Origin of the sequence: Loktanella salsilacus (genome assembly GCF_900114485.1) — a bacterium.
Lineage (GTDB): Bacteria > Pseudomonadota > Alphaproteobacteria > Rhodobacterales > Rhodobacteraceae > Loktanella > Loktanella salsilacus.
This window is the reverse complement of record NZ_FOTF01000006.1, coordinates 85,030-107,914: the sequence shown is the minus strand read 5'-3', so window position 1 is coordinate 107,914 and position 22,885 is coordinate 85,030. Positions and strand designations below refer to the sequence as shown.

The following is a 22,885-nucleotide window of genomic DNA, read 5'->3' as shown; positions in this document are numbered from 1 at the left end:
GATACATGAACTTCAAAGGTCAAAGCCGGGGCGGCTTTGACCTTTTTTTATTTCTCCAAATCGCGCAAGACGCCGGGCAGCGCCTCGGGCAAGTCTTCTGCGATAAGCCCCGGCCCGAACGCGCGTGCGCATTCGACATGTAGCCAAGCGCCAACCTCTGCCGCGTGCATCGGTGCGAATCCCCGCGCCATCAGCCCGGTAATGAACCCCGCCAGCACATCACCAGCCCCCGCCGTCGCAAGCCACGGCGCACTGCGGTCGTAAACCGCCGCGTTGACGCTGCAGCGCCCCGACGGGTCCGCAATCACCGTATCGGGCCCCTTGAACAGTACCGTGCATCCCGCCTGCTGCGCCGCTGCGCGCGCGGCGTCCACCTTGGAATAGGCCGGGCCGGTCAATGCAGGCGCATCCAGCTTTTCAGCAATACCCGGAAACAGCCGGGCAAATTCGCCGCCATGCGGCGTCAGCACACATTTGTTATGGAGCAACGCAAACAAATCCGCATCTTGGGACAGTAGCGTCAGCGCATCTGCATCCAGCACCAGCCCGCGTCCCGCCGTCAAAGCCGCACGCACCAAATCCGCCTCGCGCGCGCCAGTCCCCAGACCCGGACCCAAACACAGCGCATTGATTCGCTTGTCCGTCAGCACCTCGCTCAGCGCATCAGCGCCCGGCACCCGGCGCAACATCACCGCATTCAGCTGCGCCGCATTCTCGATCAGCGCTGATGGCGGACACCCAACAGTCACCGCCCCCGCACCAATCCGCAAAGCCCCCCGCGCCGCCATCCGCGCCGCGCCGCCCTTGCCAACCCCGCCGGAAAGAATCAGAGCGTGGCCATGCGAATACTTGTGACTTGCTTCTCTCGGATCCTTACTCGTCCATGGTAGGTCACTTACATACCCAGCCTCAAACCATTGTCGCTCAGCCATTTTGACTGTCGTCGAGTGATCGATATAAAGCGTCCCGTTCTCGTTCCGTTTGTGATGCAAAACTCTGTACGGCAACGAGCGGTCGATACCCAGCGGCACTGTTACCAGTCTGGCCGCGCTCACACCGCCGCTGGACAACACATGACCATGCTTAGCAAACGCGAAGGTCACAGTCAGATGCGCGCCCACGGCAAGACCTAAATCGTCGCCTATGATCCGGCCACTATCAGCACACAGCCCCGAAGGCAGATCGACCGCGACAACGTAAGGCCCATCGTCACCAAGATTCGCAGCATAAGCCAAATAGCACGCATCGAAGAAATCCTTGAGCCCGAACAATGGTCGCGTCAGGCCGGTGCCAAACAAGGCATCCACACACAATGTCACGTCAGTAGTGGCTCCCCTTAGAAGATGAGACACCTTTTCTTCATCATCTTCAGAAGGCTTGGGAAAACATAGCCGCTGCACAGCCCCGACCTCCGCCCACCGCTCGTAATTCACCCGCGCATCCGGCGGCAACGCCTCGGCATCGCCGTACAGAAAAACCTCTACCGCCCACCCGGCCTCCCGCAACAACCGCGCGACGACAAACCCGTCACCGCCGTTATTGCCCGGACCACACAGCACCACCGCGCGCCGGGTCCTCCCTTCTTCTGGTCTTAAATACCTCGGGGGTGCGGGGGCTGGCCCCCGCTCTACATCAGCGCTGCCCACAAACTCCGGCCACTGCGCAAAAATCGCGTCCACGACGCCCTGCCCGGCCCGCTCCATCAGTTCCAGTCCAGTCACGGCCCCAGACTCAATCGCGCTATGCTCAACGGCGCGCATTTGGGCAGCGGTCAGCAGTTCGGTCACAGTTTCAGCACCTTTAGTTTTCATATCGCACAAAAAACAATCAAACCGCACATTTCTGCAGCGCGCCGCCTAATTTGTGCCGGTCTTCGCTTGCACCTTGCGCGCCGTGAATTGTTCCTGTCTGTCTATGATGGTCTGACCGCGACAAGACCGCAACCAAGGGGGGCGAAACCTGTGAAAAAGATCGAAGCCATCATCAAGCCGTTCAAGCTGGACGAAGTGAAAGAAGCCTTGCAGGAGGTTGGCATTCAAGGCCTCTCCGTTGTCGAGGTGAAGGGTTTCGGCCGCCAGAAGGGCCACACCGAACTTTACCGCGGCGCTGAATACGTCGTCGACTTTCTGCCAAAGGTGAAACTTGAAATCGTCATCGCTGACGATCAGGTCGATGCCGCCATTGCGGCGATCATCGCGGCAGCCAAAACCGACAAAATCGGCGACGGCAAGATTTTCGTCTCTCCAGTCGAGCAGGCGATCCGGATCCGCACCGGCGAAACGGGCGATGACGCGCTGTAAGCGCTGAACCGCGACACTCCACACGATCAAGACTGAAAAGGACCTCTCTCGATGAGCACCAAAGATTTTCTAAAACTGATCAAGGATGAAGAGGCCGACTACGTCGACATCCGCTTCACCGATCCAAAAGGTAAACTTCAGCACGTCACTCTCGTGTCTGATCTGGTGGACGAGGACTTCATCGAAGAAGGCTTCATGTTCGACGGCTCTTCCATTGCTGGCTGGAAGTCGATCGACCAGTCCGACATGAAACTCGTGCTGGACACCACCAGCGGCTACGTCGATCCGTTCTACGCGGAAAAGACCGTCTGCGTGCATTGCACCGTGGTCGAGCCCGACACGATGGAACCCTACGACCGTGACCCGCGCGGCACTGCAGAAAAGGCTGAGTCCTATCTGAAGGCATCGGGCATCGGCGACACGTTCTATTGCGGCCCAGAAGCTGAATTCTTTGTCTTCGACGACGTGCGCTACAGCGTTTCGATGAACAAAGTGTCCTTCCAGGTCGATGCCATCGACGGCGCATGGAACACCGACACCGATTTCCGTTCGGAAACTGGCGTTGGCAACACGGGCCACCGTCCGGGCGTCAAGGGCGGCTACTTCCCCGTCAACCCAATCGACGACGCACAAGACATGCGCGGCGAGATGCTTTCCACCATGAAGCGCATGGGCATGAAGGTCGACAAGCACCACCACGAAGTCGCATCGTGCCAGCACGAACTTGGCCTGATCTTCGGCACGCTGACAAAGCAGGCGGATGAGATCCAGAAGTACAAGTACGTCATCCACAACGTCGCGCAAGCCTACGGCAAGTCGGCAACCTTTATGCCAAAGCCAATGTCCGGCGACAACGGCACCGGTATGCACGTCAACATGTCGATCTGGAAAGACGGCAAGCCGCTGTTTGCGGGCGACAAGTATGCTGACCTGAGCCAGGAAGCGCTGTACTTCATCGGCGGTATCCTAAAGCACGCTAAGGCGCTGAACGCGATCACCAACCCGACCACGAACAGCTACAAGCGTCTGATCCCCGGCTTCGAAGCCCCGGTTCTGCGTGCGTTCTCTGCGCGTAACCGTTCGGGCTGCGTACGTATCCCTTGGTCCGAATCGCCCAAAGCAAAGCGCGTCGAGGCACGTTTCCCCGATCCAGCAGCCAACCCCTACCTGTGCTTTGCAGCACTGCTGATGGCTGGCCTTGACGGCATCAAGAACAAGATCGATCCGGGCCCCGCGTCCGACAAAGACCTTTACGATCTGCCGCCAGAAGAGCTGGCCGCAATCCCCACCGTCTGCGGCTCGCTGCGCGAGGCTCTGGACGAGCTGGAGAAGGATCACGAGTTCCTGCTCGCTGGCGACGTGTTCACCAAAGGCCAGCTGGAAGGCTACATGGCGCTGAAGTGGGAAGAGGTTTACGCCTACGAGCACACACCGCACCCAATCGAGTACAAGATGTACTACAGCTGCTAATCCACCTCGGATTACGGCAAGGAAGGGCGTCCCATCGGGGCGCCCTTTATCCTTTCAGGATCGGCCCGTCGGATCATAGTGTTACCGGATCGGCCCGCGGTCGTGCGCAGGCCCCCGGCTTGACACGCGTGAATTGCCATTCCCTCATCGCCGAAAATCTGCAAACTGCCTTCTAGGTATATTCAAAGGTTATTCATGATAATTCGGCACATTTTTCTTCTGGGCGCGCTGGCAGGCGTGTCGGCCTGTGGTGGCGGCCTCAGCACGGGTGGTTCCGGCCCCGGCGTGACGCGCTCCGGCGTTGTCACGGCAGCAGCGGACGGCAGTATCCCCACGGCATCAGACGCGGAACAGCTCTCCGTTCGGTCAGTGAACCTCGGCGGCTATGGCGCAACATACGCCGTTCAATCGCGCGGCAACGACGTGTCGGCCCGGGCCGCGCTGGTCAATCCGCAGATCTTCAATGTCGTAACCACTAGCGGACGCGCGACGTTTGACACGAACTACAGTTTGTCGGAAATCCGCAATACCGCAACAAGCCGTGAAATCACCGACGCCGAGGGATCCTTGCCCATCACGATCGATTTCGCGACCGGGCGCGTGCAGGGCCAGGGCGACGGTCTGCGCGTTGCCGGCCAGATGATGGCGGGTTCGGCCGGGTTTACCGGCACGACCACCTGGCGCGGGATCGAAGGCGACCTGCGCGGCCGCGCGGACGAAGGCAACCTTGTGGGTGCCTTCGCGGGGAATGCACCGACGTCGGTCTATGCCGGGGCAATCGAAGGCTTCGTGCCGTCAACAATCCCTTGAACGCTGGTGGCACCGCCCCTCGGCTAGCACTAGCGCCGCTGCCACATCGTCCGCATCGTGTAATCTTTGCGCGGGCCGGTCACGGTCCAGACCGCATGCCACTGCGGCCAGCGGCTGAAATCATGGTGCGCGCGGTAGGCGTCGGGATCGCAGGCGTGCACGGCCTGATGCACTGACGCCGGGTTGAACTGGATGAAATCGCGCCCATCGGCAAAGCGGATCGTGATCATGCCGCCCGAGAAGTCGTATAGATAGCGCCGCTCTGCCTTTAGCGGGGCGGCGCTGCCAATGTGCAGCAGGCCCGATTCGTCATAGATTGCGCCGCTGTCACCGTCCGCCACGAATTGCGCCGTGCCCTCGAACAGCCCCGCCTGCCCCGCATGGCGGTCCTCAATGCGGCGTGTCAGCACCCAATCGCCCAGAAAATCGTCCCGTGATCTGCCTTGTGTCCATTTGGTTTCCGCCACGGCAGCCTCCGCTTCTTTTCATTCTGGCCCGGTCCCAGTATGACGCCCACAGCGTCGCTGCCAATCCCGAAAGGTTCTGCCCATGATCCCGCGTTATTCCCGTCCCGAGATGGTTGCCATCTGGGACCCGGCCACAAAATACAAAATCTGGTACGAGATCGAGGCGCACGCCTGCGACGCCATGGCAGATCTGGGCGTGATCCCGCGCGAAAACGCCGAGGCCGTGTGGAAAGCCAAGGACGTCACCTTTGACGTGGCCCGCATCGACGAGATCGAAGCCGTTACCAAGCACGACGTCATCGCGTTCCTGACGCACCTGTCCGAACACATCGGCGCAGACGAGGCACGCTTTGTGCACCAGGGTATGACGTCCTCTGACGTGCTGGACACCACGTTCAACGTCCAGCTGGTGCGCGCCGCCGACATTCTGCTGGCCGACATGGACCGCGTGCTGGCCGCGCTGAAAAAGCGCGCCTATGAGCATAAGGACACCGTCCGCATTGGTCGTAGCCACGGCATCCACGCCGAACCAACCACGATGGGCCTGACCTTTGCCCGATTCTATGCCGAAATGGACCGGGGCCGCGCCCGTCTGGTCAACGCCCGCGCTGAAATCGCGACCGGCGCAATCTCTGGCGCTGTCGGCACCTTTGCCAACATCGATCCGGCTGTCGAAGAGCACGTCTGCAAGCAACTGGGCCTGACGCCAGAGCCGATCAGCACGCAGGTCATCCCGCGCGATCGTCACGCGATGTTCTTTGCCACGTTGGGTGTGATCGCATCCTCGATGGAAAATATCGCCACCGAAGTGCGCCACATGCAGCGCACCGAAGTGCTAGAGGCCGAGGAGTTCTTCTCTCCTGGTCAAAAGGGATCGTCCGCGATGCCGCACAAGCGTAACCCGGTGCTGACCGAAAACCTGACTGGCCTTGCCCGTCTGGTGCGCATGTCCGTCACCCCTGCGCTGGAAAACGTCACGCTGTGGCACGAGCGCGATATCTCGCATTCGTCTGTCGAGCGGACCATCGGCCCAGACACCACCGTCACCCTAGATTTCGCGCTGAACCGTCTGGCGGGCCTGATTGAAAAGCTGGTGATCTATCCCGAAACCATGCTGGCGAACATGAACAAGTTCCGCGGTCTGGTGATGTCGCAGCGCGTGCTTCTGGCCCTGACCCAAGCCGGCGTCAGCCGCGAGGACAGCTATAAGCTGGTGCAGCGCAACGCGATGAAGGTCTGGGAAAAAGGCGCTGATTTCAAAACCGAGCTGCTGGCCGACGCTGAAGTCACCGCGGCCCTGTCACCTGCGCAGATCGAAGAAAAGTTCGACATTGGTTATCACACCAAACACGTCGACACGATCTTTGCCCGCGTGTTCGGGAAAGACTAAACAAAGGCCCTTTTGGGCAACAGTGGTATGGCCGGGCGAGCATAACAGCGCGCCCGGCCATATTGCGTTAAACAGATGGCGCGTGCAGCGGCTGCGGCTGCGCACGGTGGGTGGCGCGGGGCACATCGGCGACACTGCGCGTGACCGGCATCGACAGCACCGCATAGCGGCGACCATCGTTGTCATTGGTATAAGGCGCGCCAATCCGCTGCGCCCCAAAGCCCAACTGCCGCAGCGCCCGCATCAACGCCAGCGGCGACAGCGACATCAGCTGCGTTGCGCCCTGATCTGCTGCGACATTGATCAAACCCTGCACGATCATCGTCAGGCAGGCGCTCCGCTCTGCCTGCGTTTCAACAGTTTCTGACATCACCAAACGGGTGCATTCCCAGATATCCGCGCTGACGATATCTTCGCCCAGCACCTCTGGCGGGATGTCGATCAGCTTACCCTGCACGGCGTCGCGCAGCATATAGCTATGACTGCCCCAGGTGGCCGTCGTCGCCATTGCCCGTGCGCCGCCGATGACTTCGCCATCTCGCAGCACAAGCGAATACCATGCCTTTGGGTTGTCGTATTGGTCCATCTCGACAAAGTCGTCATGGGGGATGTGCCAGCCCAGCGTGTCGACAAAGAACCGCTTACGCAGGCGCAGAAAATCATAAAAAGCAGAGCCATGCAGGTGCAGGGTCGAAAGATTGAAGGTAATGTTTTCCATGGTGGATTCTCCTTTAGGATGAATCCATTTTTAGGCAAAGTCGCTGTAGAAGTCTCAACCGCAGTTCACATCCCAAAAAGAATGTACAGCCCAGAGTGGTATTGGGTGCAACGAAACACCAAGCCGCAGCCGCCGTTTGATCGGCCCTTAGATCAGCTTAAATTGCCGCGCCATGGTGGCCGCCTGCGTGCTGGTATGGGCCCCCAGCTTGACCTTGGCGTTCTTAAGCCGTTGCTTCACAGCCCCTTCGGTCACGCCCAAATCAAAGGCAATCTGCTTTAGCCGCTTGCCGTCCTTCACCATCGCCAAGGCTTCCAGCTCTGCATTGGTCAGGTTCGTGGGCGGCAGCATTTCAAGGTGGCGCCGGGTCAAAAACGCAACCAATAGCCGCGCCTCTAGATCCTCAAATTCGCGATCTGGGCGGGTGAAACTTGCAAAAGACCGGTGGCCTTCTAGGTTCTCATCAAAGACAGCCACCGTAAGACCAAAACGCAACCCAAAGGCAGCAGCCATGGTCAGAACCCCATGAGGATCATCGCCGCGCAGGTCCGACCAGCGCATAAAGCCTGTATTTGCATAGGCCCACCGCATCACAGGGTCGAACAGCATCAGGCGGTTCTTGGTGTAATGGTCAATCCAGTCGGTCGGAAGCGCATTGATCTCTTCCATCGGGAAGGCAAAACCGATACGCAATGCGATATAGTGTCCCGACGGCGACACACGTTCAACGTCCTGAGGCGTCATCTGTCGGACCATCAGTTAACGTCGCCTTATAGTTAAACTGCGCATTACACTTTTGGATAGTAAGCTACCCGACCGTGAAAGAAAATCAGCTTTTCGCTGTTAGTGAAACCTGAACCACCAAGCCACAGGATTGTGAAAAATGTCAGACGTTACGCAGATGCTGAAACGGTTAGAACATGCTTCGGGTCTTGCACCTGCAGGTTATGCGCTGGCTTTTCACATTCGTTACACAACACCGACATTCTTGCTACAGGCCTACCCTAAGGCGTGGACGACCTATTATTCGCTGCATGCTTTGGTCATGGCCGATCCGACCGTGTCATGGGGCTTTAGCAACGACGGCAGCTGCCGCTGGTCTGATCTGACCGACGATCCATCGCGGGTGATGCAGCGTGCGGCGCAGCATGGTCTGAACTATGGCATCGTTTGCGCGCTGGAAACCGACGGCAGCCGCAGCTTTGGCAGCTTTGCACGGGCGGACCGCGAATTTACCCAAGACGAAATCGACGAGCTGTCCGAAGTGCTATCCGAACTGCACGACGCGACCAAATCCGTAGAGGATCTGTCGCCAGAAGCGATCGAAGCGCTGCGCGGCATGTCGATTAACTACGCCAAGGGCTAGGCACGTTTACCATTCATTGACCGCTCTGACGCTAATGTCGGGGCATGCTCAATGCCTTTGATCCCCTTCCCGATTCTGCGCCGTTTGGTGCGCCCAGTCCCTCTGGCACGCTGCGGCTAACGCGCAAGCGTAAGGCGGCGCTGATTGTGCAATTGCTGATCAGCGACGGCAATAAACTGGCGCTGTCCAGCATGCCCGACCATGTGCAAGAGGATTTGGCCCGCGAACTTGGCGCGATCAGGCTGGTGGACCGGGATACGGTGAACGCCGTGGCCACCGAATTTGCCGACCTGCTGGACGCCATCGGCCTATCCGCCCCCGGCAACGTCGATGCCGCGCTAGAGGCGTTGGCCGGTCATATCTCTCCGCATCTCGCCGATAAACTGCGCGATCAGCTTGATAACCGCACTGGGCGCGATCCGTTTATCCGGCTGCAAAACCTGACCACGGATGAGGTGGTCAAAGTCTTATCGAATGAAAGCATACAGATCGGGGCAGTTCTGTTGTCTAAACTTCCCGTGGCCCGCGCGGCAGAAGTGCTGGGCAAACTGCCGGGCGAACGCGCACGGCGCATCACCTTTGCCGTGCGCCAGACCGCTGATATCGCCCCGGACGCCGTCACGCGGATCGGGCATGCGCTGGTGTCCGACTATTGCCGCACCCGCCTGACCGCCTTTGAAAAGGCCCCGGTTGAACGGGTGGGCGCGATCCTGAACTCTAGCCCGGCGCTGACCCGCGACGACGTGTTGGTTGGCCTTGACGAATCCGACGCCGACTTTGCCAAGGATGTGCGCAAGGCGATCTTTACCTTCGAAGACATCCCGGCCCGCGTGCGCCCCATCCACGTCCCCGGCTGCCTGCGCGTGATCGAAGCAAGCGATCTGGCAACCGCCATGGCCTTTGCCCTTGGCAACGGCGGCAAACGCGAAGAGGCGGCGAATTTCATCCTCGATTGCATTTCCCAACGCATGGCATCCAGCATGAAAGAAGAAGCCGCCGAACGCGGCACCCCCAAAACCGTCGACGGCGAAGCGGCGATGAACGCCGTCAGCGCCGCGATCCGCGCACTTGCCGACGACGGCACCATCAGCCTGATAGATCCCGACGCCGAGGAAGAGGGTTAAGTCATCCCAGCCCGCCGCGCCCAATTGGCGGCCCTGCCCCAACGCAGGACGCAAGCTGCGGGGCTTTTCAAAGTCGCGCTTGGGCACTACCTGACTGATATGACCGATAACGCTCAAACCGATACAACCGACTCTCAGGCCGCCCCCAGCGGCAGCCGTGGCCAATGGCTGCAAAATCTGGTGCTGCGCGCCCTGATTGGCGGCATGAACCTGCTGCCTTACCCCATGCGGATCGGCGGAACCGGTGCCATTGTGGCCCGCGTGATCGGCCCGCTGGCAGGCTATCGCCGCCGCGCCATGATTAATCTGGCTGATGCCTACCCGGATATGGACAAAGCCGCCCGCCGCGATCTGGCGACCCGCGTGCTGGATAACTTTGGCCGGACGTTGATGGAAAACTACGCCAACCGCGACTTTGCCGCGCAGTTGGCGCAAACGATGCCGCGCGGCGACGGCGTGGAGGCCGTGCGCACGGCGCAGGCCGCAGGCCGCCCAATCATCTTTCTGACCGCCCATTTCGGCAACTTTGAAGCGCCGCGTCACGTCCTGACCCGCGATGGCACGCGGATTGGCGGACTTTATCGCCCCATGGCGAACGCCTATGTCGATGCGCACTACCGCGAAACCATGACCAGTTGGGGCGGCCCCGTCTTTGCCCAAGGCAAGCGCGGCACGATGGGATTTGCCCGGCACATCAAGGGCGGCGGCATGGGCACGCTGCTCTTTGACGTCCATGTCTACGGCGCGCCGGCGATTGATTTCCTGCACCGCCCGGCGCTGACGTCAATGGCGGCTGCGGAAATGGCGCTGCGCTTTGACGCGCTGCTGGTACCCTATTTCGGCATCCGCCAGCCCGATGGCCTGTCCTTTGACGTGGTCGTCGAATCGCCCATTCCGCACAGCGATCCCCTGACCATGATGACTGACGCCACAAAACGGCTAGAGGCGCGGATCGCTGATCACCCCGAACAGTGGTTCTGGGTGCATCGCCGTTGGAAATAAGGCGCTAGCGCAGCTGAACTGCGCCTAGCACCGCGCCCGCAGGGCCGTCTTGGATGATGGCCACCACTGGCTCGTCGCCCGTCACGTTGACCTGCAATGACAGCGGCTGCGACGTGTTCCACTCTCCTGCCTCGGCCCAGCTGGTCACGACATTGCGATACACCACCGTCTTGCCAGCATTCTCGCCCTTATGAATCTCGCGCGTAATACGGGGCGTATAGCGCACGATCTGCACCAGTGCGCGGGCAGGCACAGCGCCAACGGCAGTGGCGCTGATCGTCGCCACATCGCCAGTGCGGCGCAGTGACACTTCAACCGGATTATTTTGCGCCGGATGGGCCGCAATCGCGTCCATTGCTACGACCGGATGGCTGCCTACTAATTCCTTGACCCCAGCCACAACCATTTGCGGCGTATAAACATTCCGCGCCTGCCACTCCTGCGCGTAGCCCCGCTGGCGGGCGGTATAGGCGGGGCTGCCTAGATCGTCTTTCCAGCCGATATAATCCCAATAATCCACATGCAGCGCCAAGGCGATCACGTCATCGCGGTCTGCGATCTGTTCGAAAATGCGGTCGGCAGGCGGACAACTGGAACAGCCCTGAGAGGTGTAAAGCTCTACCACCGTGCCCCAGTCCTGAATCCCCCGATCCTGCGCAACCAGCCCAGATCCGGCGAATAACGCTCCGATAACAGAGGCGGCGAAGACGTGACGCATGGCAGCACTTTCCAGACAATTTCTATTTCTATGGTGTAAGAAAAAGACTTTGTAATGACCAATCAAGCATTTGCGACGAGGGTGTCGCAACGTCTTGCCGGCCATAGCAACCCACACGCGCCAAGCTGCTCGCACGGCGGTATACAATTGTATACCTTTTTTCGCAGGCACCCCTTGAACGCGTGCGCAGCTTGGGGCAAAAGTGACACAAGCCATAGTCCTCAACCCTAAAGGGATAGCCATGACAGTCACAGTCGGCACAGATACCGCAAAAACCCGCAAGACCCTGACGGTCGGCGACCAGTCGGTCTCCTACTACTCGATTGATGCGGCCACGCAGGCCGGTCTGGGCGATTTCAGCAAGCTGCCCGCCGCGCTGAAGGTCGTGCTGGAAAACATGCTGCGGTTCGAGGACGGCAAGACCGTCACCGTGGATGACATCAAAGCTTTCGCCGAATGGGCCACCTTGGGCGGCCAGAACCCGCGCGAAATCGCCTATCGCCCTGCCCGCGTGCTCATGCAGGACTTCACCGGCGTGCCCGCCGTGGTTGACCTTGCCGCCATGCGCGACGGCATCAAGGCACTGGGCGGCGACGCACAGCAGATCAACCCGCTGGCCCCTGTCGATCTGGTCATCGACCACTCGGTCATGATCGACGAATTCGGCAACCCGCGTGCGTTCCAGATGAACGTCGACCGCGAATACGAGCGTAACATGGAGCGTTACCAGTTCCTGAAGTGGGGCCAGAACGCGTTTAACAACTTCCGCGTCGTCCCCCCAGGCACCGGCATCTGCCACCAGGTGAACCTGGAATATCTGGCCCAGACCGTCTGGACCGACACCGACCAGAACGGCGACATGGTCGCATATCCTGACACGCTTGTCGGTACCGACAGCCACACCACCATGGTCAACGGCCTTGCCGTTCTGGGTTGGGGCGTCGGCGGGATCGAGGCTGAGGCCGCGATGCTGGGCCAGCCGATTTCCATGCTGATCCCCGAAGTCGTCGGCTTTGAGCTGACCGGCGCGATGGTCGAAGGCACCACCGGCACCGACCTTGTGCTTAAGGTTGTGGAAATGCTGCGCGCCCACGGCGTTGTGTCCAAGTTCGTCGAATTCTTTGGCGCTGGCCTTGATAAGCTGCCGCTGGCCGACCGTGCGACGATTGCCAACATGGCGCCCGAATACGGCGCGACCTGCGGCTACTTCCCCATCGACGACGAAACCCTGCGTTACCTGCGTAACACGGGCCGCGACGAAGACCGGATCGCACTGGTCGAAGCCTACGCCAAGGCAAACGGGTTCTGGCGTGACGCGGATTATGCACCGGTCTACACCTCGACCCTGCACCTCGACATGGGCACCATCGTCCCTGCCATCTCCGGCCCCAAGCGCCCACAGGACTACATCGCCCTGACGGACGCGGCCGGCGCATTTGGCAAGTACATCGCTGGTCAGCGGTCTGAAAAGTCCGTGCCCAAGGATGAAAAAGCCGACTGGACTGAGGAAGGCGGCGCACCTGCCCCGCATCACATCCCCGGCAACGAAGGCCACCACAAGTCGCAGAAGGTCGAGGGCGAGGATTACACCCTGCACGACGGCTCTATCGTGATCGCGTCGATCACGTCCTGCACCAACACATCCAACCCCTACGTCATGATCGGCGCAGGTCTGGTGGCCCGCAAGGCCGCCGCCCTTGGCCTGAACCGCAAGCCTTGGGTGAAAACATCCCTCGCGCCCGGCTCTCAGGTCGTGTCGGCCTATCTGGAAGCGGCTGATCTGCAAAAGGATCTGGACGCCATCGGCTTTAACCTTGTCGGCTATGGCTGCACCACCTGCATCGGCAACTCTGGCCCGCTGCAAAAGGAAATCTCCGAAGCGATTTCGGCAGGTGACCTGATCGCGACGTCGATCCTGTCGGGCAACCGCAACTTCGAAGGCCGCATCTCCCCCGACGTGCGCGCGAACTACTTGGCAAGCCCGCCGCTGGTCGTGGCCTATGCGCTGGTCGGTGACATGAACGTCGACATCACCAAGGACTCGCTCGGCAAGGATCACGACGGCAATGACGTCTACCTGAAAGACATCTGGCCAACCTCCGACGAAATCAACGCGCTTGTCGAAAAGACCGTCACGCGCGAAGCGTTCCAGTCCAAGTATGCCGACGTCTTCAAAGGCGACGAAAAGTGGCAGGCTGTCGAAGTCGTCGACAGCGAAACCTACAACTGGCCACCGCAGTCGACCTACGTCCAGAACCCGCCCTACTTCAAAGGCATGTCCAAGGACTCCGGCACGATCCACAACGTCAAGGACGCGAAAGTCCTGGCCGTCTTGGGCGACATGGTCACCACCGACCACATCAGCCCTGCTGGCTCGTTCGCCGAAAGCAGCCCTGCTGGTCAATACCTGCTCGATCATCAGGTCCCCGTGCGCGAATTCAACTCCTATGGCTCGCGCCGCGGTAACCACGAAGTCATGATGCGCGGCACCTTCGCCAACATCCGCATCAAGAACGAGATGCTGGACGGCGTCGAAGGCGGCTACACCAAAGGCCCCGATGGCAACCAGACCTCCATCTTTGACGCGGCCATGGCCTATGAGGACGCAGGCACCCCGCTGGTCATCTTCGCAGGCGAGCAGTACGGCGCAGGTTCCTCCCGCGACTGGGCAGCCAAAGGCACAGCCCTGCTGGGCGTCAAAGCGGTCATCGCCGAGAACTTCGAGCGCATCCACCGCTCCAACCTCGTCGGCATGGGCGTCATCCCGTTCGAATTCACGAACGGCGACACGCGCAAGACGCTGGGCCTGACCGGCGAGGAAACCGTCAGCATCGACGGCCTCGACACGATCAAGCCACTGGAAGTCGTGAAAGCGCACATCACGATGGCCGATGGCGCGACCAAGACCATCGACATCAAGTGCCGCATCGATACCGCGATCGAGATCGAATACATCGAACACGGCGGCGTGCTGCACTACGTGCTGCGCGATCTCGCCAAGGCGAAGTAAGCCCTAAAACATAGCACGACAAAAGGCCGCGCCTCCCAGCGCGGCCTTTTTGATGTCCGATCTTCTTCTGGTTAAAAATACCTCCGCCGGAGGCTTCGCCATTGCAAGGCAATGGCGATCACCGAATTTTCGTAGAAAATTCGGCACGCGGGGCGCTGCCCCGCACCCCGAGGTATTTTTAACCAGAAGAAGGAGGGTCGCTATTCGGCGGCGGCGGCTTCAAGCATCGGCAGGAAGCGCTGCTCATAGTCGGAGCCAATGAGCGGTCCGATAAAACGGCTAAGCACTTTGCCATCGGGGCCGACGATGAAGGTTTCAGGCGGCGCGGTCACGCCCCAGTCGATGGCGACGCGGCCGCGCAGATCAAAGCCTGTGGCAAAGAACGGGTTGCCTTCGTCTGCCAGATAGCTAGCCGCATCGTCAGCCTGGTCGCGAAAGTTTACGCCCGCGACGCGGTAGCCTTGATCGGACAGCGCCTGAAGTGTTGGGTGTTCGGCGCGGCAAGGTGGGCACCAGCTGGCCCAGAAGTTCACGATCGTAATCTCGCCCGTATTCAGGTCGGCGGCGGTCAGCAGTTGGGTGCCTGCGACCGCTTCGGTCGGCAGGTTCGGCGCGGGCTGACCGATGAATTGCGACGGCAGCTCACCAGCGTTTTCGCGCATCAGCCCGCCCCAGAACAATCCGGCAAGCGCGGCAAAGATCAACGGCGGGACGACGAGCAGAGGCGAAATTTTAGCCACGTTCAACAGCCTCCAGCGCGGCTTTCACCCTGCGCGACCGGCGCAGACTTGCCCCAATCAGCACTGCAAGCACGGCAATGCTGCCGGCATAGGCGGTCAGCACTTCGAAGGCGTATTTTCCAAGATCAGGCACGTTGGCTCCTTGCGATCAGGGCGGCGGTTCGGCGGGCGCGGATTTCGGTACGGGTGCGCAGCAAGACAAGTGCCACGAACAACGCGACAAAGCCTGCGATGCAGATCAGCAGCGGGATGTAGAATACGTCGGCGACGTTTTCCTCTTTGTCCAGCGACAGGGATGCCCCCTGGTGCAGACCTTGGTTCCAGAAGTTCACCGCATAGCGCGACAGGATCGCAAAGACTGACCCGACAAGGCACAGCACGGATGTCAGATCGGCGGCGGTATCCGCGTCTTCGATTGCGGCCCAAAGGGCGATGTAGCCGAGGTAGAACAAAAACAGGATCAGGAACGATGTCAGGCGCGGGTCCCACGCCCAATAGGTGCCCCACATCGGGCTGCCCCAGATCGCGCCGGTGATCAGTGCGATCACTGTCATCGCAAGGCCGATCGGCCCGGCGGCGCGGGCGGCCAGTGCGCTGACGTGGTGGCGGCGCACCAGCCAGACCAGCGATGTCACGAGCATCATGAACCATGCGTTAATCGCCATCAGCGCGCTTGGCACGTGCAAGTAGATGATCTTAACCGTCGATCCTTGGCGCGTCTCGTCCGGGGTGAAAAAGAAGCCCCAGATCAGGCCAACCACCAAACAGGCCGCAGCCACGGCAAAGGCCACGCGCATGACAGGCGCGGTCCAGTCCATGAACCTTTTCGGATTCGCATATTCCCAAATCGACATGTGTTATCCCTACCCCGGCGCCCCGCGCCCCTCAATCCCTGATCACCGCAGGTTGATGCGCAATACCGCCGCAGAGGCGAAGGGCAGCAGCGCAAAGCAGCCCAGTGTGATCGCCCCCATCAGCATCAGCGGCGCTGTCGCCCCGGTGCCATCGACGCCGCGGCGCACCGCCTCTGCACCGAAAATCAGTGTGGGTACATAAAGCGGCAGCACCAGCAGTGACAGTAGCAACCCGCCCCGCCGCAGACCCACTGTCAGCGCCGCGCCAAAGCTGCCAATCATCGACAGCGCGGGTGTGCCAAGGGCAAGGCTGACCAGCAGATAGCCGTAGGCGTCGGGTGCCATGTTTAAGAAAAATCCCAGCGCCGGGGCAACCAGCGTCAGCGGCAGGCCTGTGGTGATCCAATGGGCCAGCGCCTTGATCAGCGCGATGCCTTCCAGCGGCAGCGGCGCGGTGGCCAGCAACGCCAGCGAGCCGTCTTCGAAATCGAGCGCAAAGATCCGGTCCAGCGACAGCAGCGCCGCCAGCAGCGCCGCGACCCAAAGGATGCCGGGCGCGATCAGCGTCAGCGTGCTGCGGTCGGGGCCCACGCCAAAGGGCACCAGCACGACGACGATCAGGAAAAACGCAAGGCCAAGACCAAAGCCGCCGCCGGCCCGCACGGCCAAAGCCAGATCACGGCGGAGCAGGGCAATCACAAGAACGCCTCGTCCGCGCCGCCATCCGCATCAGGCTGCGCCACATAGGGCGTCAGGTCCAGCGCGGGCGCATCAAGGCCAAGGTCGATATGCGTCGCGATCACGGCGCAGCCGCCGCCCGCCAGATGCACATCGCGCATCCAATCGGCAAACATGCGCACGGAAAAGCCGTCAAGGCTGACCGTCGGCTCGTCTAGGAATAACACGCTGCGGCCAATGACGCCCAGCCGCGCAAGGCCAAGGCGCCTTTTTTGCCCAGCCGACAGGGTGCCAGCGGCGCGGGTACGCAATGCGTCCAGATCAAAGGCGGCATAGACGCTACCGGGCACATCGCGGCCGTAGACTTGCGCCCAAAAGGTCAGGTTTTCCGTGACGGTTAGCGCCGTCTTGATCCCGTCAGCATGGCTGGCGTAAGCGCCGGTGGCGCCCGGATATTCAACCGTCCCATCCAGCGCGGGCTGCAGGCCTGCAAGCGTGCGCAAAAGGGTGGTTTTGCCGACCCCGTTGGGGCCGCGCAGGATCAGCGCTTCGCCTGCTTTCACGTCAAAGGATACGCCGTCCAGCACCGGCACACCGCCGCGCGCGCAGCGCAGGGCGCGGACTTGCAGCAAGGCGGTCAGACCGGAAACAGCGCGAGCGCGACGCGGCGGCCTTCGCTAAGCAGCACGTTATAGGTGCGGCAGGCGGCGGGGGATGCCATGGTTTCCACGCCAAGGCCCGCCGCCTCTAGCGTTTCGCGAAAGGCGGCGGGCGGATGGGCGATTTCCGCGCCAGTGCCGACAAAGATCACGTCGACCTTGTCCGCCATCGCCAGCAGCGCGGCGGTGTCGTCATAGCCGCCCCAGCTGGCGATGCCGGACGGCATGACGGTCACCGCCCCCTCGATCACCTTGCCGCCAATACGAAAGAAACCGGGGCCATAGCCGTCGATGGGTTTCGCGTTGTCGTAAGTGATCTCGGTCAGACGCATTTATTTGCCTTCCACGTCGGCATAGCGACCCACGGTGCGCGGGTCTTTCTTGGACCAATCGCGCTTAACACCCAGCATCAGCACGATGTTTTTCGCGATGTAGATCGACGAATAGGTGCCGACAACGATGCCCCAAGTAATCGCAAACACAAAGCCCCGGATCACATCGCCGCCCAGCACCAGCAGCGCGATCAGCGCCAGCAGTGTTGTGCCCGATGTCATCATGGTGCGCGACAGAGTCTCGTTCGCGGATAGGTTCAGAATGTCGATCAGAGGCATGATCTTGTACTTGCGCAGGTTTTCGCGGACCCGGTCAAACACGACCACGGTATCGTTGATCGAATAACCCACGATGGTCAGCAGCGCCGCGATGATCGCCAGATCGAACTTGATCTGCAGCAGCGCAAACAAACCGATGGTCAGGCCCACGTCATGCACAAGCGCCACAATCGCGCCCACGGCGAACTGCCATTCAAAGCGCAGCCAGATGTAGATCACGATAGCACCGATCGCGCCGACGACGGACAGGATCGCAGATTGAATAAGCTCTCCTGACACCTTCGGGCCGACGCTTTCGACAGAGGCGAATGTCACGTTGGGATCAACAGCCGTCAGCGCGGCTTCCATCGCGGCGATGGTTTCTGGCGCGATGCTTTCCGCGTCGCCTTGGGCCTGGATGCGGACCTCTGCAACGTTGCGGTCGGCGCCAAAGCCGGGATCGAACACCTCTGTGATGGCGACATCGCCTAGGTTCAGCGGTTCCAGCGCAGCGCGGTAAGCACCGACATCAATGCTTTGCGTGCTTTCGGTGCGGATCGTGGTGCCGCCCTTAAAGTCGATGCCGTAGTTCAGGCCAAAGGCCAGAAAGGCGACGATCGACAGCACAAGCAGCACGACGGACCCGCCAAAGGTGACCTTGGCAAAGCCGAAAAAGTTGATCTTGGTATCGTCGGGAATCAGACGCAGACGCATAGCCTTAGACCTCGATTGTTTTCGGACGCCGCCAGGCGAACCAGATGACGATCAACGACCGCGTGACAAAAATCGCGGTAAAGATCGAGGTGATGATACCCAGTCCCAGCGTGACAGCAAAGCCGCGCACCGGGCCAGAGCCCATGTAGAACAGGATGAAAGCGGTGATCAGCGTGGTGACGTTACTGTCCACGATGGCCGACAGTGCACGTTCATAGCCCAGCTCGATCGCGCGGGCGGGGCCCTTTGCGGTCTTCAGCTCTTCTCGAATCCGCTCGAACACCAGCACGTTCGCGTCCACCGCCATGCCGACGGTCAGCACGATGCCCGCGATACCCGGCAGGGTCAGCGTGGCCCCCAGCAGCGACAAGCCGCCAAAGATCAGGCCCATGTTGATGATCAGCGCGATATTGGCAAAGAAGCCGAACAGCCCGTAGGTCATCCACATAAAGCCGACGACCAGCACGGAACCGACCATCGCGGCCTTTTTACCCGCATCAATCGAATCCTGCCCCAGCTGCGGGCCAATGGTCCGCTCTTCTAGAAAGTTCAGCTTGGCGGGCAAGGCACCCGCGCGCAGCAGCACGGCAAGGTTAGTCGATTCCTCGACCGTGAAATTGCCGGTGATGATGCCAGAGCCGCCGGGGATATGGCTTTGAATGGTCGGCGCGCTGATCACTTCGTTATCCAGCACGATGGCAAAGGGCTCGCCGATATGGTCCAGCGTATAGTCGCCAAACTTACGCGCGCCGCTTACGTTAAAGCGGAAGCTGACCGCAGCGCGGCCGTTCTGGTCGAACGACGGCTGGGCATCCACAAGCTCTTCGCCGCTGACGACGGGGGCTGTATCCAGCAGATAGAAGGTGCCGGGCGAATCTACGCTTGGCAGGATTTCTTGGCCCGCGCTGACCGGATCGCTGGTGCTGCCCGCGCCGCCGATAACAGGCTGAAAGGTCAGCTGCGCGGTGGTGCCGATGATGTCTTTGACTTCCTGCGCCGATCCGACGCCGGGGACTTCGACCAGAATACGGGTATCGCCCTGACGCTGGATTGTCGGCTCTCGCGTGCCGACTTCGTCGATGCGGCGGCGAATGATTTCAAGGGACTGCTGCATGGTGCGGTCATCGACCGCCAGCTTTTCCGCGTCCGACAGATTGATCGTCAGCATCGGACCGTTACCAGCCACTTCGATGTCGGTTGATCCAACGCCGGTCAGCGATGTGATCGGCCGCGCCAAGCCGCGCACGATTTCCAGCGCACGCGCCGCCCCTGCGGGTTCAGAAATCCGCACGATCAGCTGGTCCGGGCGGCTTGCCTCGCGGGTGACGAAACCGACCGTGTCCCGGTCGGCCGCCAGCGCGTCGCGCACCTCTGGCCAGGTGGCATCCATGATCGTGGCATAGACGTCAGCGGTCTGCACCTCGGCCAACAGATGCGCACCGCCGCGCAGATCAAGCCCAAGGTTCACCAACCCCGACGGCATAAAGCCGGGCCAGGATGTATCATCCTGCCCCTGCGCCAACGCGTCGTTGTGGGTTTCAACCCTAGAGTAAAAGGCATTCGGCAGGGCCAGCGCCAGACCAACCACAACGGTCAGCCAGATCATGACCTGCTTATAAGCAGAAATGTGCAGCATGTAGCAAAGCCCCTTGGGCCAAAGGTGTCGCGGCTTACTTTGCCGGTTCGGTCTTGTTCAAGACGGTTGCGATGGTCGAGCGGATGACGCGGACCTTCACACCGGCTGCGATTTCGACTTCGACCTCTTTGTCGGCCTCGTTCACCGCAGTCACTTTGCCCATGATCCCGCCTTGCGTGATGACGCGGTCACCCCGGCGCAGCGCGTTTACCATCGCCTGATGTTCTTTCAGCTTTTTCTGCTGGGGACGGATCAACAGGAAATACATGATCCCGAAGATGATCATCATCAAAATAAGCGATTGGCTGCCCTGCATGGCGGTTCCTTTTCTATTCGTCGCGCAGGGCAATGGCCCCGCATCAAAGTCGCGGCACATTAGGTCTGGGCCACCCGATTGGCAACCGCAACCCGCGCACGTCTGCCGCGATATCGGGGCGATCATGCCTTGCGTCAATGGCGGGCGGCGCGAATGCACCCCTATGCGGTCACAATCGCGGGGGCGCGGGCGGCTTTCCCCCCTTCAACGCAGGCCCCCAATGGTGCATACCCGCTCTGAACACTTCGACAACAAGGACCAGACACATGCATGACATTCGCATGATCCGCGACACTCCAGACGCGTTTGACGCCGCCCTTTCCCTGCGCGGCCTCGCACCGGTGTCCGGCGCTTTGCTGGCCCTTGATGCCGACCGCCGCGCCGCGATCAAACAGGCGGAAAACGCAAAAGCGGCCGCTAACGGGCTGTCCAAGGCTGCGGGAATTGCCAAGAGCAAGGGCGACGAGGCTGAATTCGAGAGATTTCGTGAAGAAGTTTATCAAGAAAAAGCTCAAATGGTGGAGCTAAACCAAGTAGCGGCAGATGCCGACAAGAGGCTTAATGAGCTTCTGATTGCCCTGCCCAACCTGCCCTACGCCGATGTGCCGCCGGGCAAGGATGAACACGACAACGTCGAGCAAAAGCGCACCGGCACCCCGCGCGCGTTCGACTTCAAGCCCGTCGAACACTTCGACATCCCCGCCGTGCAGCCCGGCATGGACTTTGCCGCTGGGGCCAAGCTGTCCGGCTCGCGCTTTGTCGTGCTGCGCGGCGCGGTGGCCCGCGTCCACCGGGCGCTGTCGCAGTTCATGCTGGACACCCATGTGGACGAACATGGCCTGACAGAGACGAACACACCCGTCATCGTGCGCGAAGAAATGCTGTATGGCACCGGCCAGCTGCCCAAATTCGGCGAGGACAGCTATCAGACGACCAACGGCTGGTGGCTGATCCCCACGGCAGAGGTGACGCTGACCAACCTTGTGAATGGCGAAACCGTTGACGCGGGCACCCTACCCCGTCGCCATGTCGCGCACACCCTGTGCTTCCGCTCAGAGGCCGGCAGCGCGGGCCGCGACACCAGCGGCATGCTGCGCCAGCACCAGTTCGAAAAGGTCGAGATGGTCAGCATTACCCACCCGGACGAAAGCGACGCCGAACATACCCGCATGACCCAATGCGCCGAGGCGATCCTAGAGAAGCTGGAACTGCCCTACCGCACCATGCTGCTCTGCGCGGGCGATATGGGCGCAGGCGCGCGCCGCACCTATGACCTAGAAGTGTGGCTGCCCGGTCAGGACACCTACCGCGAAATCTCCTCCATCTCGACCTGCGGCGATTATCAGGCGCGGCGCATGAACGCGCGGTTCAAGCCTGCGGATGGTGGCAAGCCGGAATTTGTGCACACGCTGAACGGCTCTGGCCTTGCTGTGGGACGCACATTGATCGCGGTGCTGGAAAACGGCCAGCAGGCTGATGGGTCGGTTGTTTTGCCCGCCGTTTTGCACCCCTATCTGGGCGGCAAAAACACGATTTCGGCAACAGGCGATTTAATCTAACGCCGCGCTGAACAATAAGGGCGCGGGCCGCGTTGGCTGAGTATGAAACATAGTCTTGCTTATCTCACGTTCGCACTGAGCCTTGCCTTCGCGGTCGCCCCGTTTTTTTCGGGCGACTTTGCAGGCTTTGCATCTGACATGCTGCCCAATCCGCAGATCAACCCGCCGGTCCAACCGGCGGGTTATGCCTTTGCGATCTGGGGGCCGATTTACCTTTGGCTGATCGCCTCGTCGATTTATGGCGTGATGTATCGCAAGGACGACGTGGACTGGGACACGGCCCGGTTGCCGCTGTGCATCAGCCTTGCGGTTGGCGTGCCATGGCTGCTGATCGCGCAGGTCAGCGTTATCTTGGCGACGATCACGATTTTCATCATGGCGGGCGCTGCGATTGCGGCGCTCATCCGCAGCCCGGTGCAGGATCGCTGGTGGGTGCGCGGGCCGGTCGGGCTTTATGCAGGGTGGCTGACAGCGGCCAGCTTTGTGTCGCTGGCGACAACGCTGGCGGGCTACAACATCGGGTTTGACAGCTATGGCTGGGCCATCGCCGGGATTATCGCAGCCTTGACCGTGGCGATCGCCACCTATCGCCGCGTCGAATCGTCGACCTATATCGTGGCCGTTGTCTGGGCGCTGGTGGGGATTTGTGTGGCCAACGGCATGGCGAACTTTGTCGTCACCGCGCTGGCCATCACAGGCATCGTTATTCTGCTGTGCGTGATGGCGATGCAGGCCCCGCGCACACCGCGGACCCTGTCATAACC

The 22,885-nt window shown here is 60.9% G+C and carries 24 protein-coding genes; 10 read left to right on the top strand and 14 right to left on the bottom strand.

What is annotated here, in order from left to right; translation table 11 throughout:
• Nucleotides 1-47: 47 nt before the first annotated feature.
• A complete protein-coding gene (locus BM131_RS06845) occupies nt 48-1,787 on the bottom strand; it encodes an NAD(P)H-hydrate dehydratase (RefSeq protein ID WP_090187485.1) in 1,740 nt (579 codons plus the stop codon).
• A 174-nt stretch (nt 1,788-1,961) separates the two neighbouring features.
• On the opposite strand from BM131_RS06845, the gene BM131_RS06840 reads away from it, so the two are divergent.
• The 3 genes from BM131_RS06840 (at nt 1,962) to BM131_RS06830 (ending at nt 4,580) form a co-directional block, all read left to right on the top strand.
• Nucleotides 1,962-2,300, top strand: a complete 339-nt coding sequence (locus BM131_RS06840; RefSeq protein WP_090187754.1) for a P-II family nitrogen regulator — start codon at nt 1,962-1,964, stop codon at nt 2,298-2,300.
• A 51-nt stretch (nt 2,301-2,351) separates the two neighbouring features.
• Nucleotides 2,352-3,770, top strand: coding sequence for a type I glutamate--ammonia ligase (glnA, locus tag BM131_RS06835; RefSeq protein ID WP_090187482.1), 1,419 nt, complete (start codon nt 2,352-2,354; stop codon nt 3,768-3,770).
• A gap of 195 nt (nt 3,771-3,965) precedes the next feature.
• Nucleotides 3,966-4,580, top strand: coding sequence for a hypothetical protein (locus BM131_RS06830; RefSeq protein WP_090187479.1), 615 nt, complete (start codon nt 3,966-3,968; stop codon nt 4,578-4,580).
• 29 nt (nt 4,581-4,609) lie between these two features.
• Here the strand turns inward: BM131_RS06830 and BM131_RS06825 are convergent, their stop codons facing one another.
• Nucleotides 4,610-5,047, bottom strand: coding sequence for a DUF6314 family protein (locus BM131_RS06825; RefSeq protein ID WP_090187478.1), 438 nt, complete (start codon nt 5,045-5,047; stop codon nt 4,610-4,612).
• Between the two features lie 82 nt (nt 5,048-5,129).
• Here BM131_RS06825 and purB point away from each other — a divergent pair, with 82 nt between their 5' ends.
• Entirely contained in the window at nt 5,130-6,437 is a 1,308-nt protein-coding gene (gene purB, locus BM131_RS06820; RefSeq protein ID WP_090187475.1) for an adenylosuccinate lyase, read from the top strand.
• Between the two features lie 67 nt (nt 6,438-6,504).
• Here the strand turns inward: purB and BM131_RS06815 are convergent, their stop codons facing one another.
• Both BM131_RS06815 and BM131_RS06810 read right to left on the bottom strand, forming a co-directional pair.
• A complete protein-coding gene (locus tag BM131_RS06815; RefSeq protein WP_090187473.1) occupies nt 6,505-7,155 on the bottom strand; it encodes an acyl-homoserine-lactone synthase in 651 nt (216 codons plus the stop codon).
• Between the two features lie 147 nt (nt 7,156-7,302).
• The gene (locus BM131_RS06810; protein WP_245754156.1) at nt 7,303-7,899 is read right to left on the bottom strand and encodes a helix-turn-helix transcriptional regulator; all 597 of its coding nucleotides are present in this window, start codon (nt 7,897-7,899) and stop codon (nt 7,303-7,305) included.
• 139 nt (nt 7,900-8,038) lie between these two features.
• Here BM131_RS06810 and BM131_RS06805 point away from each other — a divergent pair, with 139 nt between their 5' ends.
• From BM131_RS06805 to BM131_RS06795, 3 genes are all read left to right on the top strand, one after another.
• On the top strand, nt 8,039-8,521 hold the full coding sequence (locus BM131_RS06805; RefSeq protein ID WP_090187468.1) for an autoinducer binding domain-containing protein: 483 nt from the start codon (nt 8,039-8,041) through the stop codon (nt 8,519-8,521).
• 44 nt (nt 8,522-8,565) lie between these two features.
• Nucleotides 8,566-9,645 (top strand): FliG C-terminal domain-containing protein, encoded by a 1,080-nt coding sequence (locus BM131_RS06800; RefSeq protein WP_090187465.1) that lies wholly within the window; start codon nt 8,566-8,568, stop codon nt 9,643-9,645.
• A gap of 99 nt (nt 9,646-9,744) precedes the next feature.
• The gene (locus BM131_RS06795) at nt 9,745-10,647 is read left to right on the top strand and encodes a lysophospholipid acyltransferase family protein (protein ID WP_090187752.1); all 903 of its coding nucleotides are present in this window, start codon (nt 9,745-9,747) and stop codon (nt 10,645-10,647) included.
• A 4-nt stretch (nt 10,648-10,651) separates the two neighbouring features.
• Here BM131_RS06795 and BM131_RS06790 read toward each other — a convergent pair whose 3' ends face one another.
• Complete coding sequence (locus BM131_RS06790) at nt 10,652-11,365, bottom strand: DUF1223 domain-containing protein (RefSeq protein ID WP_090187462.1); 714 nt, start codon at nt 11,363-11,365, stop codon at nt 10,652-10,654.
• Nucleotides 11,366-11,606: 241 nt separating this feature from the next.
• Between BM131_RS06790 and acnA the strand changes: the two genes are divergently transcribed.
• Nucleotides 11,607-14,375 carry an aconitate hydratase AcnA gene (gene acnA, locus BM131_RS06785; protein WP_090187459.1) on the top strand — a complete coding sequence of 923 codons (2,769 nt, stop codon included), beginning with the start codon at nt 11,607-11,609 and terminating at the stop codon, nt 14,373-14,375.
• A gap of 200 nt (nt 14,376-14,575) precedes the next feature.
• Here the strand turns inward: acnA and BM131_RS06780 are convergent, their stop codons facing one another.
• The 9 genes from BM131_RS06780 to yajC are packed head-to-tail and all read right to left on the bottom strand — an operon-like array spanning nt 14,576 to nt 20,562.
• Nucleotides 14,576-15,115, bottom strand: a complete 540-nt coding sequence (locus BM131_RS06780) for a DsbE family thiol:disulfide interchange protein (protein WP_090187457.1) — start codon at nt 15,113-15,115, stop codon at nt 14,576-14,578.
• Nucleotides 15,108-15,248: a heme exporter protein CcmD gene (gene ccmD / locus BM131_RS06775; RefSeq protein WP_090187454.1), complete on the bottom strand. Its 141-nt coding sequence runs from the start codon at nt 15,246-15,248 to the stop codon at nt 15,108-15,110. Before ccmD ends, BM131_RS06780 begins: the two co-directional genes overlap by 8 nt.
• Entirely contained in the window at nt 15,241-15,969 is a 729-nt protein-coding gene (locus BM131_RS06770) for a heme ABC transporter permease (RefSeq protein WP_090187451.1), read from the bottom strand. Before BM131_RS06770 ends, ccmD begins: the two co-directional genes overlap by 8 nt.
• Nucleotides 15,970-16,011: 42 nt before the next feature.
• On the bottom strand, nt 16,012-16,668 hold the full coding sequence (ccmB, locus tag BM131_RS06765) for a heme exporter protein CcmB (RefSeq protein WP_090187447.1): 657 nt from the start codon (nt 16,666-16,668) through the stop codon (nt 16,012-16,014).
• The gene (gene ccmA / locus BM131_RS06760; RefSeq protein WP_090187445.1) at nt 16,665-17,279 is read right to left on the bottom strand and encodes a heme ABC exporter ATP-binding protein CcmA; all 615 of its coding nucleotides are present in this window, start codon (nt 17,277-17,279) and stop codon (nt 16,665-16,667) included. The genes ccmB and ccmA overlap by 4 nt, the downstream gene beginning before the upstream one ends.
• A gap of 5 nt (nt 17,280-17,284) precedes the next feature.
• On the bottom strand, nt 17,285-17,638 hold the full coding sequence (locus BM131_RS06755) for an Mth938-like domain-containing protein (protein WP_090187442.1): 354 nt from the start codon (nt 17,636-17,638) through the stop codon (nt 17,285-17,287).
• Complete coding sequence (gene secF, locus BM131_RS06750; RefSeq protein WP_090187440.1) at nt 17,639-18,610, bottom strand: protein translocase subunit SecF; 972 nt, start codon at nt 18,608-18,610, stop codon at nt 17,639-17,641.
• A gap of 4 nt (nt 18,611-18,614) precedes the next feature.
• Nucleotides 18,615-20,246 carry a protein translocase subunit SecD gene (gene secD / locus BM131_RS06745; RefSeq protein WP_090187438.1) on the bottom strand — a complete coding sequence of 544 codons (1,632 nt, stop codon included), beginning with the start codon at nt 20,244-20,246 and terminating at the stop codon, nt 18,615-18,617.
• 34 nt (nt 20,247-20,280) lie between these two features.
• Nucleotides 20,281-20,562: a preprotein translocase subunit YajC gene (gene yajC, locus BM131_RS06740; protein ID WP_090187434.1), complete on the bottom strand. Its 282-nt coding sequence runs from the start codon at nt 20,560-20,562 to the stop codon at nt 20,281-20,283.
• 266 nt (nt 20,563-20,828) lie between these two features.
• Here yajC and serS point away from each other — a divergent pair, with 266 nt between their 5' ends.
• Together serS and BM131_RS06730 are read left to right on the top strand one after the other, a co-directional pair.
• Nucleotides 20,829-22,121, top strand: a complete 1,293-nt coding sequence (gene serS / locus BM131_RS06735; RefSeq protein ID WP_090187431.1) for a serine--tRNA ligase — start codon at nt 20,829-20,831, stop codon at nt 22,119-22,121.
• 42 nt (nt 22,122-22,163) lie between these two features.
• Nucleotides 22,164-22,883, top strand: a complete 720-nt coding sequence (locus BM131_RS06730) for a hypothetical protein (protein WP_090187428.1) — start codon at nt 22,164-22,166, stop codon at nt 22,881-22,883.
• The last annotated feature ends 2 nt before the right edge of the window (nt 22,884-22,885 follow it).